Origin of the sequence: Micromonospora sp. NPDC127501 (assembly GCF_040302185.1) — a bacterium.
Classification (GTDB): domain Bacteria; phylum Actinomycetota; class Actinomycetes; order Mycobacteriales; family Micromonosporaceae; genus Micromonospora.
In genome coordinates this window covers 14,512-31,448 of sequence record NZ_JBEORJ010000019.1, presented here as the reverse complement: position 1 = coordinate 31,448, position 16,937 = coordinate 14,512, and the positions used below count along the sequence as shown (strand labels likewise).

Below are 16,937 nucleotides of genomic sequence, written 5' to 3'. Positions count from 1 at the left end.
ACACCGGGGCGGGGACGTGTCTGGCTCTCGTCCCCGCCCGCGACGTCGCTGATGGTCAGACCGGCAGGCCACCCACCTGAGTGGAGATCCACGATCGGATCGACGGCAGGTCGACGTAGATGGACGGGCCGGTGGCGCAGGTGGAGTTGTTGTTGCCGGCCCGACTCGTCGCGCCGATCAGGTTCCACACTCCGTTGACCCGGCGCACCTGCGGACCACCCGAGTCGCCGTAGCAGGCGCCGGAGTTGCCGTTGGTGTTGTTGGTGCAGATCTCGTACGGGCCGTTGATGCCGGAGCACCGACTGTCGGCCACGATGGACGTGTCGAGTTCGTTGGCCACGGCCGGGGCCGAACCGCAGCCCCGCGGGGCGCAGGTCTGGCCCCAGCCGATGATCCGGGTGGCGGTGCCGACCGCGCCGGAGGTGCTCGGGATCGGGGCCGGCGCGTACGTGACCGAGCTGGCCAGTTGCAGCAGCTTGACGTCGACGCTCGGGTGGTTCACCGCCCGGGTCACCCGCACCACCGTCCCGCCGCTGGAACGATTGATGCTGCCCACCCGCACCGAGGACGGCGTCGAACAGTGCTTGGCGGTGACCGCCCAGTTGCCCTTGATCAGCGTGCCGGTGCAGCCGGAGACGTACACCATGAAGGGGTAGTTCTCCGTGGCCGGTCGGCCGCCGACCACCAGCGGGCTGATGTCCGATGCGCCGTTCCAGGTGTACGTCGTGCTGGCCGGTGCGGCCAGGGTGCCGGCGAACAGCGAGTTCACCCGGCTCGCCTCGGCCGCGCTGGGGTTCGCGTTGCGGCAGGAGACCGGTGCGCTGCTGCCGGACATCAGGTCGGAGCAGAGGCCGGTGCGCCGGTCCGGCAGGCCCAGGATGTGGCCGACTTCGTGGGTGGCGATGCGGGTGCGGTCGTAGCCCTGGTTGACGGCCGTGCGGCCCATCCAGATCCGGCCCGAGCCGAGACCGGTCGGCTGCGCGCGGGGCCAGCCGTCGTCGACGTAGATGGTGATGCTGGCCGGGGTGCCGGCCAGGAGTCGGACGTTGCTGACCCGGCTGTTCCAGATCTGCGCCGCCTGGTCGAAGTTGGTGCGGAACTCGCCGGTCCGGCTCGCGTCGTAGTAGACGGTTCGAACGGCGGCGGCCGGCGTACCGGTGGCGAGCTGCATCCCGGCCGCCGCCAGGATCGCCACCAGCATGGCCAGCGCCGCGCGTCTCAGTTGTCCTCGGAACATCGGGTACTCCCCTGCGGTCGTCCGGCGGCCGTCGGCCCCGGGTCATCGATGCACGTAGATGTTAATGTGACGGCGATCGATGTTCGGCATAGCGGAAGCGTCATACCGGCGACGTGGAGGCTGTTACCTGGTGGTTACGCCGCGGCGAAGCGCCCGTGTCGGGGCAGGACGACGGTGGCGGCAGAGGGTCACCGGCAGCGCCGCCGCGACGTGACCCCGGTACCGAACGGAGAAACCACCATGAGGATCAGGAGCGCACTGACCGCGTTGGCGGTCGTCCTCGCCGGGCTGGTCGCCAGCGCCGGCAGCAGCACCGCCGCGGGCACCACGACCGGAGCGGCGTACTGCGGCATCACCTGGGGCAGCGGGGAGAAGACCGCCGGCGCGCTGAGCGGCGCCCCGCTGGTCGACGTACGGACCGGCCGGCACGACTGCTACGACCGGGTGGTGTTCGAGTTCAATGGTCCGGTCGACGGTTACGCGATCGGCTACGGCGAGACGTGGACCGAGGGCGAAGGGCTGGCGCTGTCGCCGTACACCGCCGGCGGGGCGCTGCTGCGGGTCTCACTGCGGGCCCCGGCGTACGACGACGACCACCTGGGCACCGTGCCCTTCGCGGTCGGCGAGCACGTGGGGAACCTGCTGCGCTACCCGACGCTGCGCGACGTGGTGTTCGGCGGCAGCTTCGAGGGCTACAGCACCTTCGCCGTCGGCGTACGGGCGCGGTTGCCGTTCCGGGTGCTCGTGCTCGCCGGTCCCGGCACCCACAGCCGGGTGGTGCTCGACGTCGCCCACCAGTGGTGATCGGAACCGGCCGGTCCGCTTGGCCGTCCGCCGAGGTGGAGGCGGACGGCCAAGCGAGGCACTAGCCCGGCTGGGCGCGGCGAGCAGTAGCGAACCGGCGTTGGTAGGCGGCGGGGCTGATCGACAGCTTCCGGGCGAAGACCCGTCGCATGCTCTCGTAGCTGGGGAAACCGGCGAGGGTCGCGGCCCGCGTCGCGGTGTGGCCCTGGTCGAGCAACGCCCTCGCCATGTCGAAGCGGATGTTCTCCACGTAGCGGGCCGGCGTGGTGGACAACTCGTCGTGGAAGAGCCGGGTGAGCTGCCGGGTGCTCACGTTGAGGTGTTTGGCGAGTTCGGTGAGCGAGTGCTCCCCACGGGGGTTCGCCGTCACCACGTCGGTGATCGTCCGAAGCGCCGCCGAGCGGGGCGGCGGTCCCTGCAGAGGCGCCGAGAACTGGGACCGGCCGCCCGCACGCTGCATGTACACCACCAGGGCGCGTGCGACGTCGCGCGCCAGGTCGGGCCCGTGGTCCTCCTCGACCAGCGCGAGCGCCAGGTCGATACCGGCCGTCACCCCTGCCGAGGTGTACGTGGTGCCGTCGCGAACGTAGATCGCGTCCGGCTCGACGCGGCACGCTGGGTAGCGCGCGGCGAGCTCGTGCGCGACCTGCCAGTGCGTGGTCGCACGCTTGCCGTCGAGGACACCGGCGGCGGCGAGCACGAACGCCCCGGTGCAGATCGAGGCGACCCTTCCCGCCACCGCCACCGGTAGGCGTACGGCGTCGGCCAGGTCCGCGGGCACCTGGGCGCGCGGATAGTGGTCGGACCCGGCCACCAGGAGCGTGTCGAAGGCGGGCTCGGCAGAAACGGCACCGTCAACCGCTATCCGAACCCCGAGACTTGACGTGACATCCGCCCCGGTCGGCGACAACAGGACGATCCGGTAGTCGGCGCCGAAGCGGTTCGCCTCCTTGAACACCTCCGCCGGACCGGCGACATCCAACAACGTCACCCCGTCGTAGACGAAGATCGCGACGCGATGCGGACCGGTGTTCAGCACCGCTCATTGGTAGCACGCCGTTACCGACCGCGAACCGTGTCCGGATATGAGGGATTCCTGGCCGGACGAGGGCGGCGGCGTAGAACGATCGGTGGGCAGCATGGAGGACGTCAGCACGTCGCCCACTGCCGGAAAGGTCGGAGGACATGTCAGAGGTCATCGGGGGGCTGGAGATTCCTGAGACGGCGGCGGTAGCCGCAGCGACCAGGCACATCCGGGAAACCACCAGACCGGTCATCTACCACCACTCCCGGCGCGTCTTCCTCTTCGGCCTGATTCACGCTCGCAGGCTCGGCGTGAAACCGGACCCGGAGCTGCTCTACCTGGCGGCCATGTTCCACGACACCGGCCTCCTGACCCCGTTTTCCGACGTCGAGCAGCGCTTCGAGATCGACGGCGCCGACCACGCGCGCGCGTTCCTTCTGGGCCAGGGTTTCTCGACCGCCGCCGCCGAGACCGTGTGGACGGCGATCGCGCTGCACACCTCGCCGGGCATTCCCGACCGGATGGGCCCGGAGATCGCGACCACCTACCTCGGCGTCCTGACCGACGTGCTCGGCCTCGGCCTGGACGGGCTGGAACACGATCAACTGGGCGACATCCTCGCCGCCCACCCACGAGGGGACTTCAAGAACGAGTTCCTGCGCGCCCATGTCGACGGGCTGAAGAACCGCCCGGAGACCACGAACGGCACCGTGAACTCCGACATCCTCGAACACTTCATTCCCGGCTTCCAGCGCGTGACGACGGTCGAACGCATCGTCGGTTCGCCCTGGCCGAGTTGATTGGACGCCCATGGAAGCGATCACCGTACGCGACCGTGACGCGGGTGTCGGCGGGCTCACCCTGACCGACATGCCGTACCCCCATGCCGCGGAGAACGACGTCATCGTGCGCGTCCACGCCGCCGGTTTCACCCCCGGCGAACTCGACTGGCCGGCGACGTGGACCGATCGCGCCGGCCACGACCGGACACCCAGCATCCCCGGGCACGAGCTGTCCGGAGTCGTTGTCGAACTCGGTTACGGAACAACCGGGCTCACCGTGGGCCAGCGGGTGTTCGGGCTGACCGACTGGGCGCGCAACGGATCCCTGGCCGAGTACACCGCGGTGGAGGCTCGCAACCTCGCTCCGCTCGCCGCCGACATCGATCACGCCGTGGCCGCGGCGCTGCCCATCTCCGGACTGACCGCATGGCAGGCACTGTTCGACCACGCTCACCTCGCGCCGGGCCAGACCGTCCTGATTCACGGTGCCGCGGGCGGCGTCGGCTCGATCGCCGTTCAACTCGCCCGGGAGGTGGGCGCCCACGTGATCGGCACCGGCCGAGCCGACGACCGTGACCTCGCGCTCGCCCTCGGCGCGCAGACCTTCGTCGACCTGGACGCCGACGAGCTGCACCAGGTCGGCGAGGTGGACGTGGTGCTCGACGTCATCGGCGGCGACATCCTTCAGCGGTCGACCAACCTGGTACGCCCGGGCGGCACCGTCGTCACCATCGCCGCGCCGCCCACCGTTGCGCCGAAGGACGGGCGAGCCGTCTTCTTCGTCGTCGAGCCTGATCGCGTCCGGCTGATGGACCTCGCCCAGCGTCTGCGGAGCGGACGGCTCAAACCCATCATCGGCGGCGTCCGGCCGCTGCACGAAACGGCCTCGGCGTTCGCCCGTCACCAGCGCGCACCGGGCAAGACGATCATCCAGGTCGCCGACGAACAGTGAGTCAGACGTGCGGGGTGGGCCGGTAGACGAGCTCCTGGGTGCGACCGTCGAGGGTCCGGCTCTCGATCAACTCCAGGTCGAAGTCGGCCGCTCCCTGGAAGATCGGCTCGGTGCCGGTCTGTCCGGTGATCACCGGGAAGAGCGTCACCTGGACGAGGTCGACCAGGCCGGCGGCCATCAGCGCCCGGTTCAACGACAGGCTGCCGTGCGATCGCAGGGGCACGGCGGACTCCTCCTTGAGCCGGGCGACGACGTCGACCGCGTCACCGCGCACGACGGTCGCGTCCGGCCAGTCGAGAGGGCCTTCCAGCGTGTTCGACACCACGGTCGCCGGCAGGTTCCTCATCTGGGTCACCCAGGCGTCACGGACATCGGACTCCTCGGTGCTCGCGGCCAGCATCTGCGCGAACACCCGGTACGTGTTGGCCCCGAAGACCATGCGCTGCTCCGCGCTGTACACGGACAGGCGGTGCGCGAGCAGTTCGGGGCCCTGCTTTCCCCAGTAGCCGCCCCAGTTGCCGCTGGTGGTGCCGAAGCCGTCGAGGCTGGAAAAGACGTCGACGGTGTAGGTAGCGGTCATGATGTTCTCCGTTCACGGGTGAGTTCGGTACGACGGGTCTGCAGGTAGGCCCGCTCGGTCTCGTTGGTGGCCAGCGCCGCGGCCTGGTCGTAGGCGGCTCGGGCCTCGTCGTTGCGTCCGAGCCGGGCGAGCAGTTCGGCCCGGGTGGCCGGCAGCCGGTGATAGCTCGGGAGGTCGACGCCCTCCAACGCGGCGAGGGCCACCGCCGGTCCGTGCACCTCGGCGACGGCGACCGCACGGTTGAGCGCCACGACCGGGGTTGGCGCGAGAGCGAGGAGCTGGTCGTACAGTGCCAGGACCTGCGGCCAGTCGGTGGCGGCGCCGTCGGTGTGCACAGCGCTGATCGCGGCCTGGATCTGGTACGGGCCGGGCCGGTTACGGCGCAGGCATCGGCGGACCAGGTCATGGCCCTCGGCGATGAGCGGCCGGTTCCACAGTGACCGGTCCTGGTCGGCCAGCAGCACCAGGTCGCCGGTCGGGCCGAGCCGGGCCGGGCGGCGCGCCTCGGTCAGCAGCAGCAGGGCGAGCAGGCCCAGGACCTCTGGCTCGTCGGGCATCAACGTGGCGAGTTCGCGGGCCAGCCGGATCGCCTCGGCGCACAGGTCGGTTCTGATCAACGGGCCGGCGGTGGACGCGTAGCCCTCGTTGAACATCAGGTAGAGCACCGCGAGGACGGGCGGCAGCCGGTCCGGCAGCTCATGTTCGGCCGGCACCCGGTACGGGATGGCGGCGTCGCGGATCTTCTTCTTGGCGCGCACGATCCGCTGGGCGACGGTCGCCTCCTGGACCAGGTAGGCACGGGCGATCTCCGGTACTTCGAGGCCGCCCAGCAGGCGCAGGGTGAGAGCCGTCCGCGCCTCCGGAGCCAGTGCCGGGTGACAGCAGGTGAAGATGAGTCGCAGCTGGTCGTCCCGCACCGGTCCCACCTCCGAGGGCTCATCCTGGTGATACAGCAGCAGGGCCTGGGCGTGCCGGGCCTCGCGGGTCGACTCCCGGCGAAGACGGTCGACGGCACGGTTGCGTGCGGTGGTCACGATCCAGGCCCCCGGGTTCGGCGGCAGGGCCTGCCACTTCTGCAGCGCCGTGGTGAAGGCGTCCTGGACGGCCTCCTCGGCGAGGTTGATGTCACCGAGGAGGCGGGCCAGGGTGGCGACGCAGCGGCCGTACTCCGCGCGGTAGATGCTCGCCAGGTCCATGTCGGGAGACCGGCTGCCGGTCAGGCCTGGGACAGGTCGTCGAAGGGGCGCACCTCGACCGGGCCGCAGGCCGCCGCGCACCTCTCGGCCCAGGCCAGCGCCGCATCCAGGTCCTCGCACTTGATGACCCAGAACCCGGCGATGTGCTCCTTCGTCTCGGCGAACGGCCCGTCACTCATGGCGGTGGTGCCGTTCTCGACCCGGACGACGGTGGCGCTGTCCGGCGAGGTGAGTCCCCCGCCGAAGACCCAGGCGCCCGCGGCCTGCATGTCGTCGTTGATCCGGCCGGTCTCCCTGAACATGGTCTGCGTCTCCTCGTCGGACGGCGTCGGCGCGCCCTCGACGAAGTGCACTGACAGCAGGTACTGCTTCATGACGATCCTCCGGTAGCTCGGTGGGACGGGAACAGGTCAGGCGGCCAGGCGGCGCGCGACGGCGGGGATCACGATCGCGGCCGCGACCAGGTGGGTGAGCATCAGCAGCGCCTTGGTGGCCGCCCCAGCGTCGGCGATCACGTCCGGCACCAGGGACAGGACCGTCAGGACCACTGTCGTGCGGACGAACGTGAGCCGGGGGCGCCGGGCGAAACGCGCCAGCGACGCGGCGATGATCACGCCAATCATCGAGAAGACGGCGGTCAGCACGCCGAACCCCGTCACGGGGATCGGGGCGCCGCCCAGTTCGAGGCTGATTCCGGCCACGTGGCCGCCGGCGGCGACGGCCATGGTGGCGGCGCTCGCGGCGGCCGTGGCGGCGACACCGGTCCGAACCACCGCACCGACTGTCGAAGCGGTGGCATGGGTCGTGTTGGCAGTGGCGGTCATCGTGCCCTCCAGTAGGTGTACGGCCCGTCGTGATGCCGGGCTCTCACCAGGGCTACGAACTGAACCGCTCCCAATCGACAGCACGCCCAGAATTTTGTCGACGAGTTTCGACTGCGGCGTGAGACGACGGAGTCTCGGGACATAGCGGACGAGCCGTCACCGATTCTCGCAGCTCGACCGGCCACGGCACCGCACGCCGCTCGGCGTGCGGTGCCGCAGGCCAGGCCGTCAGTAGTGCACGTAGGCGGTAGGCCTCAGAGCGTGCGCTGGTACTCCTCCCAGGTCCGCTTCGGGCTGACCGCCGGCCCATCGTCGACGCCCCGGTTGGCCAGGCCGTTACGACCGAGGTAATAGTCGCCGGCCTGGTTCTGCGCACCTGTCGACTGGTCGGTGTCGGAGAGGGCGATGGCGTGGATGTGGTAACCCCAGTCCCCCTGGGCCGGCGTCCGCAGCCATGCGGCGAAGCCCACAGTGCGCAGTCGACGCAGCACGTCCGTTCGGACCGCCGAGGAGAGACCGCTGACCGAGAGGTCGAGCGCGCCGCCGCCGTCGTGCGTGCCCGCGGAGGCGCCCACACCGCTGCTGTACGAGCCCTGCGTGATGCCGAGCTGGCGGCCGAGCAGGCGTTCGGCCTCGAACAGCATCGACCTGGTGCGCGTGTTGACCTGCACACCGCGCAGTGTCACCACACTGCCGGGCGAGATCGCCCTGACCACCGTGTACCGGCCCTCACCGAGGGACCGCAGCGACGACGGGCCCGGAAGACCCGTGGCGTCGAGACCGGTGTAGCCCAGCGACCGCTGGTACGCGGCGTACGCGGCGATCGTGCTGGTGCCGAAATGACCGTCGACGTACGCCGACGAGAGCAGCCCCCTCGCCTGGAGTGCGCGCTCGACCAGCAGGACGCTGTCCCTGGCCCCCTCGGTCAGCGCGGTGTCCGGCCGACGCGGGTCGATCTGCGCCGCCTTGATCAGCGCCTCCATGTCCAGCTGCGGCAACGCGGCCACGGCCGAGCCGGCCAGCGGTACGGCGCCGACCACGGCCGCGCCGGCGGCGACGAGCAGCTTCCTTCTCGTGAGCACGCTTCCTCCGTAGGATATTGACCAATCCATGAATCCGAATGAAGCTAGTCTTCAATGTGAGAGCTGAGTTGTCACCCCGCTGGGCGTACGAAGGTCCACCGGATCGCCTTCCGCCGGCCGACCTGGGCGGTCGGGACCGGCCGGCATCAACCGTCCAGTGGCCGGCCCGTCCGACCGACATCCGTCGCAGGTCGGTGGGGCCGCCGTTCCCGCTCCGTGCCGGCTAGTTGCCAGAGCGGGTCGGGTCGGGTGCCTGCTCGACAGCCTCGTCGGCCAGGTGCCAGACCTCACGCATCGGGGCCCACCAGTCCCCCGATCCGGGCTCGGCGATCGACTCCTGACACGGGTCGGTCAGCTTCCACCACTCCTGCGTCTGTGGGTCCGCCGCGATCAGCCGCAGGTCGGCCTCGTAGTCGTCACCCACGTACTCGTAGTAGCCGAAGAGCAGATCGTCGTGGAGGAAGATGGTGTAGTTGCGGAAGTTCGCCTCGCGCAGCGTCTGCTCCACGCTCGGCCAGACGGCGGCGTGCAACCGCAGGTAGGTCTCCCGCTGCTCGGGGCGGAGTCGGATCACGCAGCCATGACGTTTCACGTCGTGCCCTTTCGTGTGAGCTGGTTCAGGGGTGCGCCCAAGGCACCTGAAGGTAGCGGTTGGACCGGGCCCGGAGGGGGCCAGCCGGCCGCCGATGTCGGCCGTTTCGCCAGGACTACGCACTGTGGCGCCGGGTCTACCCTCGGATGATGGAGGGCCGCGTGTTGGTGGTCGAGGACGACTTCTCGATCCGGGAGGTCACCGCCCTCGGTCTGCGCCGCGCCGGTTTCCGGGTCGACACCGCAGTCGACGGGCGGCAGGCCCTGGCCGCGTTCCGCGCCCATCCGGTCGACCTCATCGTGCTCGACATCATGCTGCCGGGTCTGGACGGTCTGGAGGTCTGCCGGGAGATCCGGCGGACCAGCCAGGTGCCGATCCTGATGCTGACCGCGCGCACCGACACCATCGACGTGGTGGTCGGGCTGGAGTGCGGCGCGGACGACTATCTGCGCAAGCCCTTCGACCTGCCCGAGCTGGTGGCCCGGGTTCGCTCGGTGCTGCGCCGGGTGAGCGTGCCAACCCCCTCGACCGTCATCGAGGTCGGCGGCCTGGAGATCGACCCGGGCGGCTTCGCGGTCCGCCGGCACGGCCAAGAGGTGGCGCTCACCGCCACCGAGTTCCGCCTGTTGCTGGAGCTGGCCCGCCGGCCCGGTCAGGTCTTCACCCGGGAACTGCTGCTGGACCTGGTCTGGAACCACGACTTCCTCGGCGACTCCCGACTGGTCGACGTGGCGGTGCAACGGCTACGCGCGAAGGTCGAGGACGACCCGGCGCAGCCACGGCTGATCCGGACCGTACGCGGCGCCGGCTACAAACTGTCGACGGGCTGACGGGGGGGGTCGGCGATGGCCGGACGCGCGGTGTTCCCCGGCCGCCTGCGGCGCCGGCTGACGATCGCGTTCGTGCTGGTCGCCGGCGTGTCGGCCGGGCTGCTCGCCGGCGGGACCGGGCTGCTGCTGCGGCAGTCCTGGTTGGACGCGTCGCTGCACGAGGCCGCCGCCGACGCCCGCTACCAACTCGTTCTCGCTGGGCAGTTCCTGCCGCTGACCGAGCAGCGCAGCACCGAACTGCTCACCAGCTTCGAGGCCAGCGGTCGGCACGTGCTGCTCGTCGACGGCCCGACCCGTGCCTCGCACCCCGCGTACGCCCCGGTGCTGGGCACCGCGTTGCGGGCCGCCGTCGCGGACGGGCGGCTCGGTTATCAGCGTTCCGCCCCGAGGGAGCGGCCTCGGCTGCTGGTGATCGGTGGGCGCATTCCCGGCTCGACCGCCGAGCTGTACGTCCTCACCGTGGAGGACGACGTCGCCACCGACCTGGGTCAGCTACGCACCGCGCTGGTGGCCGGCTGGGTGCTCGTGGTGTTGCTCGCCGCCGCGGTGGGTCATGCGTTGGCCCGCCGCACGTTGGAGCCGGTGGGCCGGGCCAGCCGGGCCGCCCGGGCACTCACCGAGGGCCTGCTCGCCACCCGCCTGCCGGTACGCGGGCGCGACGAGTTCAGCGTCTGGGCGGCGACCTTCAACGAGATGGCCGAGGCCCTGGAGTCGAAGATCGCCGCGCTGTCGGCCGCGCAGGCCCGCGAGCGGCGGTTCACCGCCGACGTCGCGCACGAGCTGCGTACCCCGGTGACCGCGTTGGTGGCCGCGGCGTCGCTGCTGCGCGAGCACCTCGACCAGCTGCCCGACGACGCCCGCCCGGCGGCCCGGCTCGTGGTCGGCGACGTGGTCCGGCTGCGGCGGTTGGTCGAGGATCTGATGGAGATCTCCCGGCTGGACGCCGGGCGGGAGCAGTTGGCCGTCGGGCCGGTCGACGCGTTGGCGCTGCTGCACGGCATCGTCACGTCGCGCGGCTGGTCGCCGCGGGTGCGGGTCACCGGTGATCCGGTCGCGGCGCGCACCGACCCGCGTCGGCTGGAGCGCGTCCTGGCCAACCTGGTCGCCAACGCGGTCGAGCACGGCGGTGGCGAGATCACGGCCAGCGTGGCGGGCGCCGGCCCCCTGGTCGTCTTCGAGGTCACCGACGAGGGGCCGGGCATCCCGGCCGAGCATCTGCCCCGCGTGTTCGACAGGTTCCACCAGGTCGATCCGTCCCGCTCCGTGCCGGGCAGTGGGCTCGGGCTGGCCATCGCGCGGGAGCACGCCGAGCTGCTCGGTGGCGCGCTGAGCGTGCGCAGCGAACCGGGCGAGGGCACCCGGTTCCGGCTGGAGTTGCCCGCTGACGGTCCCGCCGGCCCGCACGGTGACGTGCCGCACCCGGACGACCGGGCCCAGCCGGGTGCGGTTGGGCGTACCGCCGGCACGCCGGGCGGTGCGGGATGACCGGCCGCGGCCCGGTCGGGCTGGGCGCAGCGGCGCTGGTCGCGGCGCTCCTGCTCGGCGGCTGCGGCACTCCCCGCTCCGGTGACCTCGGCCCGGCGCCCACCGCGCCGCCGCCGCCGAGCGTCGCACCCACCGACCGCCCGGAACCCACCCCGACCCGGGCCGCGGCACCGGTGCCACTACCCACGAACCGGCCGCCGGGTCCGTCGACACCGGCCTCCACCGGCACGCGCCGGCCGGACCCGGTGACGATCGAGCTGTGGTACGTCCGCGCCGGGCTGCTCGTGCCGACCCGGCGCATCCGGCCGGCCACTGTCGCGACGTCCCGGCTGGCGCTGACCGAACTGGCCGCCGGGCCGAGCCCGGCCGAGGCCGCCACCGGGATGATCACCCTGCTTCCGGCCGGTGTCGAGGTCACCCGCATCGTCGACGGCGTGGCGACGCTGCGGGTACCGCCCGCCGGCGACCCGGCCGCCCGGCGGCTGCGCGAGGCGCAGGTGGTGTGGACGCTCACCCAGTTCCCCAGCGTGCGTCAGGTCCGCCTCGACGGCGCGGCCCCGGTCGACCGGGCGGACTACGCGGACCTGCTGCCACCGATCGTGGTCACCGGCCCGATCCCCGGCGAGCGCGTCTCCGCCCCGCTCGTCGTCACCGGCACCGCCACCGTGTTCGAGGCCACGGTGAGCGTCAGGGTGCTGGACGCCGCCGGTCGGGAGGTGGCCACCGGTTTCGGCACCGCCAGTTGCGGCGGCGGCTGCCGGGGTGGCTACCGGGTCCTGGTCGGCTGGCGCACGGTCCGCGAACAGAAGGGCACGGTCGAGGTGTACGAGGTGTCCGCCGAGAACGGCGCGCGGATCAACACCATGGCCGTGCCGGTGGTCCTCGCCCCCGGCGGATGACCACCCGTTCACCCGCCGGACCCCGGGTGGAAACGTAATCGTTTCGCCGGCTGAGTGCGAGGCAACTCACGAAAGCCTGCACGATCAGCCAACCGCAAACTAGGGTCAGTACGACATCGTTTCGCGGGGGGTCGGGATGCTGGGTGGTCAGCAGGTGGGCGCGGGTGCCGGGGTGCCGGCAGCCCGGGCTCCGCGCTGCACCGACAGCGACCTGTTCACCGTCGTCATCGACACCCTGCGCGAGGTCGGCTTCGACCGGATGACCATCGACGCCGTCGCCGCCCGCGCCCACGTCAGCAAGGCCACCATCTACCGGCGCTGGGACGGCAAGGCCGAGCTGGTCGTCGCCGCCCTGCGCGACCGGCAGGTGGGTGTCCACAACCCGCCCGACACCGGCTCCCTCCGTGGCGACCTGATCGAGCTGCTGCGGGCCACGGCCGCGATCTGCACGGCCGACTGCGACCTCATGCAGGCGTTGACCTTCGCCATGCGGACCAACCCCGAGCTGGAACGGCTGGTGCGTCACCAGGTGCTGCCGGCCGGGCGGGTGGCCAGCACCGCCATCCTGGTCCGGGCCGCCGCCCGCGGGGAGATCCCGCCGGAGGCCGGCGAGCGGGAGATGTTCCACGATCTGGCGCCCGCGCTCACCATGTCCCGCATCGTCGCGCACGGCCTACCCGCCGATGACGCGTTCCTCACCCAGGTCGTCGACGAGGTGCTGATCCCGGTACTCCGCTATCAGCACGACCGTCCGTCGCCGGCCTGATTCACCGATATTCGCAACACGGAAGGCTTCACCATGCCCGGAACCACCTCGACCGCGCCCGGCGCACCCAACGCCGGGGCGTCGACAGGCGCACCGCACCCGCGGCGCTGGATCGCGCTGGCGGTCATCGCGGTCTCACAGCTGATGGTCGTCCTGGACGCCACGATCGTGAACATCGCACTGCCGCAGGCCCAGGCCGACCTGGGGATCACCGACGCGAACCGGCAGTGGGTGATCACCGCCTACACGCTGGCCTTCGGTGGTCTGCTGCTGCTCGGCGGTCGCATCGCCGACTACTGGGGGCGCAAGCGCACCTTCCTGGTCGGCATGACCGGTTTCGCGCTCGCCTCCGCCCTGGGCGGTCTGGCCACCACCGGGGAGATGCTCTTCGCCGCCCGCGCGTTGCAGGGCGCCTTCGGCGCGCTGCTCGCCCCGGCCGCGCTGGCGCTGCTCACCGTCCTGTTCACCGAGGCCACCGAGCGGGCCAAGGCCTTCGCGGTGTACGGCGCGATCGCCGGCGGTGGGTCGGCGGTCGGCCTGCTGCTCGGCGGGGTGCTCACCGAGTACGCCGACTGGCGCTGGTGCCTGCTGGTCAACATCCCGGTCGCCGCCATCGCCATCGCCTTCGCGCTGCCGCTGGTGCCGGAGAGCCGGGCCCACGGCAACACCCGCTACGACGTGCCCGGTGCGATCGTGGTGACCGCCGGCCTGGTCTCCCTGGTCTACGGCTTCACCAAGGCCGCCGAGGACGGCTGGGACGCCACCGCGACGCTCGGTTTCATCGCCGCGGGCCTGGTGCTGCTCGCCATCTTCGTGGTGATCGAGCTGCGCTCCAGCCACCCGCTGCTGCCGCTGCGGATCCTGCTGGACCGCAACCGGGGCGGGGCGTTCCTCACCTCGACGCTGATCGGCGCCGGCCTCTTCGGGGCGTTCCTGTTCCTGACCTTCTACTTCCAGGTGGTGCTGCAGTACAAGCCCCTCGAAGCCGGTCTCGCGTCCCTGCCGGTCACCGCCGGTGTGCTGATCGCCGCGGGTGGCGCCAGCCAGCTGATGCCCCGGCTGGGTGCCAAGCCGCTGATGGTCGCCGGTTCGGCGCTCGCCGCCCTGGGCATGCTGGTGCTGACCCAGATCGACGTGGACACCTCGTTCCTCACCCACCTGCTGCCCGCGCAGGTCGTCCTGGGCCTGGGGCTGGGCTTCACCTTCGTCCCGCTGTCCAGCCTCGCCCTGGTCGGGGTGCCGGAGCACGACGCCGGCGCGGCCAGCGCCACGCTCAACGCCACCCAGCAGATCGGCGGCTCGCTCGGCACCGCGCTGCTGAACACCTTCTACACCAGCGCTGTCGCCGCCTATCTGGTCGGCCGGACGCCGAACCCGGTCAACCAGGTCGAGGCGCTGGTGCACGGCTACCGGGTGGCCTTCGCCTGGGGTGCGGCGCTGATCGTGCTCGCCGGCCTGGCCACCCTGGTCCTGGTGAAGGTCCGCAAGGAGGACATCCCGACCGGCAACACAGTGCACATGGGCTGAGCTGACCGACCTGGCCGCCGGCCGGAGCGCCCCGACCCTGGGGTGGGCCGGCCGGCGGCCGCGTCCGGTAGCGTCCCGACCATCGTCGAAAATCCGTTTGAGGAGATCCATGTCGACCCCTGCTGACCAGATCATCACAGCTCTGCGCGCGGGCCACGAGGAGCTCGCCGCGCTCGTACGGGACCTCAAGGAGGACGACCTGCTCCGGCCGTCGGGGGCCAGCGAGTGGCAGGTCTCCCAGGTGCTGAGCCACCTGGGCAGCGGCGCCGAGATCAACCTGGCGACGCTGGACGCCGCCCGTTCCGGCGCGCCCGGCCCGGACGGGGACTTCAACCGTGGCGTCTGGGCACGCTGGGACGCGATGTCCCCGGCCGAGCACGCCGCCGGGTTCCTCGCCACCAACGAACGGCTGGTCGAGGCGTACGAGGCGCTGGACGCCGACACCCGGGCCTCGATGCGGATCGACCTCGGCTTCCTGCCGGAGCCGGTCGACGTGGCCACCGCGGCCCGGTTCCGGCTCAGCGAGTTCGCCCTGCACCAGTGGGACGCCGAGGTGGCGTTCAACAGGTTCGCGGCGGTGACGCCGGGTGCGGTGGCGCTGCTGCTCGACCAGATCGGCGGCATGCTGGCCTGGACCAGCCGACCGCAGGAACTGGCCGGCCGGGAGGCCACGGTGCTGGTCCGGCTGCACGCGCCCGAGCGGACGTTCGGGCTGCGGCTGGGCGAGAAGGTCGAGATCGTCGACGTGCCGGAGCGCCCCGACGGGGAGCTGGTGGCCCCGGCCGAGGCGTGGCTGCGGCTGGCCACCGGGCGGTTGGGCCCCCAGCACACCCCCGACGGGGTGCAGGTGACCGGCTCGGTGACCCTCGACGACCTGCGCCGAGTCTTCGTCGGCTTCTGACCAGCGGCCGTGCGGGCCGGTCTCCCCGGCCCGCACGGCACGTCAGCCCTTCACGCAGACCACCTGCTTGAGGTGCGCGACCACCTCGACCAGGTCCTCCTGCTGGGCCATCACCTCGGTGATGTCCTTGTACGCGCCGGGGATCTCGTCGACCACCCCGGCGTCCTTACGGCACTCCACCCCGGCGGTCTGCGCGGCCAGGTCCTCCGTGCTGAACGTCCGCTTGGCCTGCGCCCGAGACATCCGACGCCCCGCCCCGTGCGACGCCGAGCAGTACGCGTCGGTGTTTCCCCGCCCCCGCACGATGTACGACCCGGTGCCCATCGACCCGGGGATGATGCCCAGGTCACCCCGGCCGGCCCGGATGGCGCCCTTGCGGGTCACCAGCACGTCCACCCCGTCGTAGCTCTCCTCCGAGACGTAGTTGTGGTGGCAGCTGATCGGGTCGTCGTAGCCGACCTGCGGGAAGTGCTCACGTACCACACCGCAGAGCAGGGCCAGCATGACCGCCCGGTTGCGCCGCGCGTACTCCTGCGCCCACCAGAGATCCCGCCGGTACGCGTCCATCTCCGGCGTCCCGGCGAGGAACACGGCCAGATCCCGGTCCGGAAGGTCCGCGTTGTGCGGCAGCCCCCGGGCCACTCCGATGTGCCGCTCGGCCAGCTCCTTGCCGATGTTGCGGGACCCGGAGTGCAGCATCAGCCAGACCCGTCCCTCGTCGGTGCCGCCCTGCTCCAGGCAGACCTCGATGAAGTGGTTGCCCCCGCCGAGAGTGCCGATCTGCCGCTGCGCCCGCGTCTCCAGCTGCGCCACCCGCCGGTCCAGGCTGGCGAACCGGCCCCAGAAGTCGTCCCAGCCGGCCTGCTCCAGGCCCCGGATCCGACGCGTGTCGACCGAGTCCTTGCGCTGGGCGAAGCCGACCGGGATGGTGGCCTCGATCGCGGAGCGCAGGCCGGCCAGGTCGTCCGGCAGGTCGGCGGCGGTCAGCGAGGTACGGACCGCCGACATTCCGCAGCCGATGTCGACGCCGACCGCGGCCGGAGAGACGGCCTGCCGCATCGCGATCACCGAGCCGACCGTGGCGCCCTTGCCGAAGTGCACGTCGGGCATCACGGCGACACCCTGCACCCAGGGCAGCGCGCCGATGTTGCGCAGCTGCTTGGCGGCCTGCGGCTCGATGGCGTACGGGTCGGTCCAGACCCGGACCGGTGCCCGGGTACCGGCGAGAGGGGTGAATCCCATGGTGGACTCCTTCAGTCGTGCCGTGACCGTTAATGATCAGATTGTGGTCGCCAGCGGCGGTGCGCGGATACGAAAGGGCCGCCCGATCCCGGTGGGATGGGCGGCCGACGGACGCGTCAGCGTCGGCGTCAGTCGCGCCACCCCGGCTCGTTGCGCCGCGATGGGCAGTAGGCACGGGTATTGGCGGTGAGCTGCAAAGGGGCGCCGTCGGGGA

General features: G+C 71.6%; 18 protein-coding genes and 1 pseudogene. 9 read left to right on the top strand and 10 right to left on the bottom strand.

Features of this window, described 5'->3' with window-relative positions:
- Positions 1-55: 55 nt before the first annotated feature.
- Positions 56-760: a S1 family peptidase gene (locus ABTW72_RS32765; protein ID WP_425271323.1), complete on the bottom strand. Its 705-nt coding sequence runs from the start codon at positions 758-760 to the stop codon at positions 56-58.
- A gap of 3 nt (positions 761-763) precedes the next feature.
- Positions 764-1,171 (bottom strand): annotated as a pseudogene (locus ABTW72_RS32760) (snapalysin family zinc-dependent metalloprotease); the annotation flags it as partial.
- 306 nt (positions 1,172-1,477) lie between these two features.
- Between ABTW72_RS32760 and ABTW72_RS30565 the strand changes: the two are divergent.
- Entirely contained in the window at positions 1,478-2,041 is a 564-nt protein-coding gene (locus ABTW72_RS30565) for an AMIN-like domain-containing (lipo)protein (RefSeq protein ID WP_350864855.1), read from the top strand.
- Between the two features lie 61 nt (positions 2,042-2,102).
- On the opposite strand, the gene ABTW72_RS30560 is transcribed toward ABTW72_RS30565, so the two are convergent.
- A complete protein-coding gene (locus ABTW72_RS30560) occupies positions 2,103-3,080 on the bottom strand; it encodes a GlxA family transcriptional regulator (protein ID WP_350864852.1) in 978 nt (325 codons plus the stop codon).
- Between the two features lie 146 nt (positions 3,081-3,226).
- Here ABTW72_RS30560 and ABTW72_RS30555 point away from each other — a divergent pair, with 146 nt between their 5' ends.
- Positions 3,227-3,865: an HD domain-containing protein gene (locus tag ABTW72_RS30555; protein ID WP_350864849.1), complete on the top strand. Its 639-nt coding sequence runs from the start codon at positions 3,227-3,229 to the stop codon at positions 3,863-3,865.
- Positions 3,866-3,875: 10 nt separating this feature from the next.
- Positions 3,876-4,799 (top strand): NADP-dependent oxidoreductase, encoded by a 924-nt coding sequence (locus ABTW72_RS30550; RefSeq protein WP_350864847.1) that lies wholly within the window; start codon positions 3,876-3,878, stop codon positions 4,797-4,799.
- Position 4,800: 1 nt separating this feature from the next.
- Here ABTW72_RS30550 and ABTW72_RS30545 read toward each other — a convergent pair whose 3' ends face one another.
- From ABTW72_RS30545 to ABTW72_RS30520, 6 genes are all read right to left on the bottom strand, one after another.
- Positions 4,801-5,379: a dihydrofolate reductase family protein gene (locus ABTW72_RS30545; protein WP_350864844.1), complete on the bottom strand. Its 579-nt coding sequence runs from the start codon at positions 5,377-5,379 to the stop codon at positions 4,801-4,803.
- Positions 5,376-6,575: an RNA polymerase sigma factor gene (locus ABTW72_RS30540; protein WP_350864841.1), complete on the bottom strand. Its 1,200-nt coding sequence runs from the start codon at positions 6,573-6,575 to the stop codon at positions 5,376-5,378. Before ABTW72_RS30540 ends, ABTW72_RS30545 begins: the two co-directional genes overlap by 4 nt.
- Positions 6,576-6,595: 20 nt before the next feature.
- Positions 6,596-6,949: a YciI family protein gene (locus ABTW72_RS30535; protein ID WP_350864838.1), complete on the bottom strand. Its 354-nt coding sequence runs from the start codon at positions 6,947-6,949 to the stop codon at positions 6,596-6,598.
- 36 nt (positions 6,950-6,985) lie between these two features.
- The gene (locus tag ABTW72_RS30530; RefSeq protein WP_350864835.1) at positions 6,986-7,399 is read right to left on the bottom strand and encodes a DUF6069 family protein; all 414 of its coding nucleotides are present in this window, start codon (positions 7,397-7,399) and stop codon (positions 6,986-6,988) included.
- Positions 7,400-7,653: 254 nt separating this feature from the next.
- Entirely contained in the window at positions 7,654-8,481 is an 828-nt protein-coding gene (locus tag ABTW72_RS30525) for a peptidoglycan-binding domain-containing protein (protein ID WP_350864832.1), read from the bottom strand.
- Between the two features lie 223 nt (positions 8,482-8,704).
- Positions 8,705-9,055 carry an L-rhamnose mutarotase gene (locus tag ABTW72_RS30520; RefSeq protein WP_350864829.1) on the bottom strand — a complete coding sequence of 117 codons (351 nt, stop codon included), beginning with the start codon at positions 9,053-9,055 and terminating at the stop codon, positions 8,705-8,707.
- 167 nt (positions 9,056-9,222) lie between these two features.
- On the opposite strand from ABTW72_RS30520, the gene ABTW72_RS30515 reads away from it, so the two are divergent.
- The 6 genes from ABTW72_RS30515 (at position 9,223) to ABTW72_RS30490 (ending at position 15,481) form a co-directional block, all read left to right on the top strand.
- Complete coding sequence (locus tag ABTW72_RS30515; protein WP_350864826.1) at positions 9,223-9,903, top strand: response regulator; 681 nt, start codon at positions 9,223-9,225, stop codon at positions 9,901-9,903.
- A 15-nt stretch (positions 9,904-9,918) separates the two neighbouring features.
- On the top strand, positions 9,919-11,388 hold the full coding sequence (locus ABTW72_RS30510) for a sensor histidine kinase (protein WP_350864823.1): 1,470 nt from the start codon (positions 9,919-9,921) through the stop codon (positions 11,386-11,388).
- Positions 11,385-12,287: a Gmad2 immunoglobulin-like domain-containing protein gene (locus ABTW72_RS30505; RefSeq protein ID WP_350864821.1), complete on the top strand. Its 903-nt coding sequence runs from the start codon at positions 11,385-11,387 to the stop codon at positions 12,285-12,287. Before ABTW72_RS30510 ends, ABTW72_RS30505 begins: the two co-directional genes overlap by 4 nt.
- Positions 12,288-12,423: 136 nt before the next feature.
- A complete protein-coding gene (locus tag ABTW72_RS30500; RefSeq protein WP_350864819.1) occupies positions 12,424-13,053 on the top strand; it encodes a TetR/AcrR family transcriptional regulator in 630 nt (209 codons plus the stop codon).
- Between the two features lie 33 nt (positions 13,054-13,086).
- The gene (locus ABTW72_RS30495; RefSeq protein ID WP_350864816.1) at positions 13,087-14,580 is read left to right on the top strand and encodes an MFS transporter; all 1,494 of its coding nucleotides are present in this window, start codon (positions 13,087-13,089) and stop codon (positions 14,578-14,580) included.
- Between the two features lie 109 nt (positions 14,581-14,689).
- Complete coding sequence (locus ABTW72_RS30490) at positions 14,690-15,481, top strand: maleylpyruvate isomerase family mycothiol-dependent enzyme (protein ID WP_350864813.1); 792 nt, start codon at positions 14,690-14,692, stop codon at positions 15,479-15,481.
- A gap of 42 nt (positions 15,482-15,523) precedes the next feature.
- Here ABTW72_RS30490 and ABTW72_RS30485 read toward each other — a convergent pair whose 3' ends face one another.
- Positions 15,524-16,723, bottom strand: a complete 1,200-nt coding sequence (locus ABTW72_RS30485) for an RtcB family protein (protein ID WP_350864810.1) — start codon at positions 16,721-16,723, stop codon at positions 15,524-15,526.
- Positions 16,724-16,937: the final 214 nt, after the last annotated feature.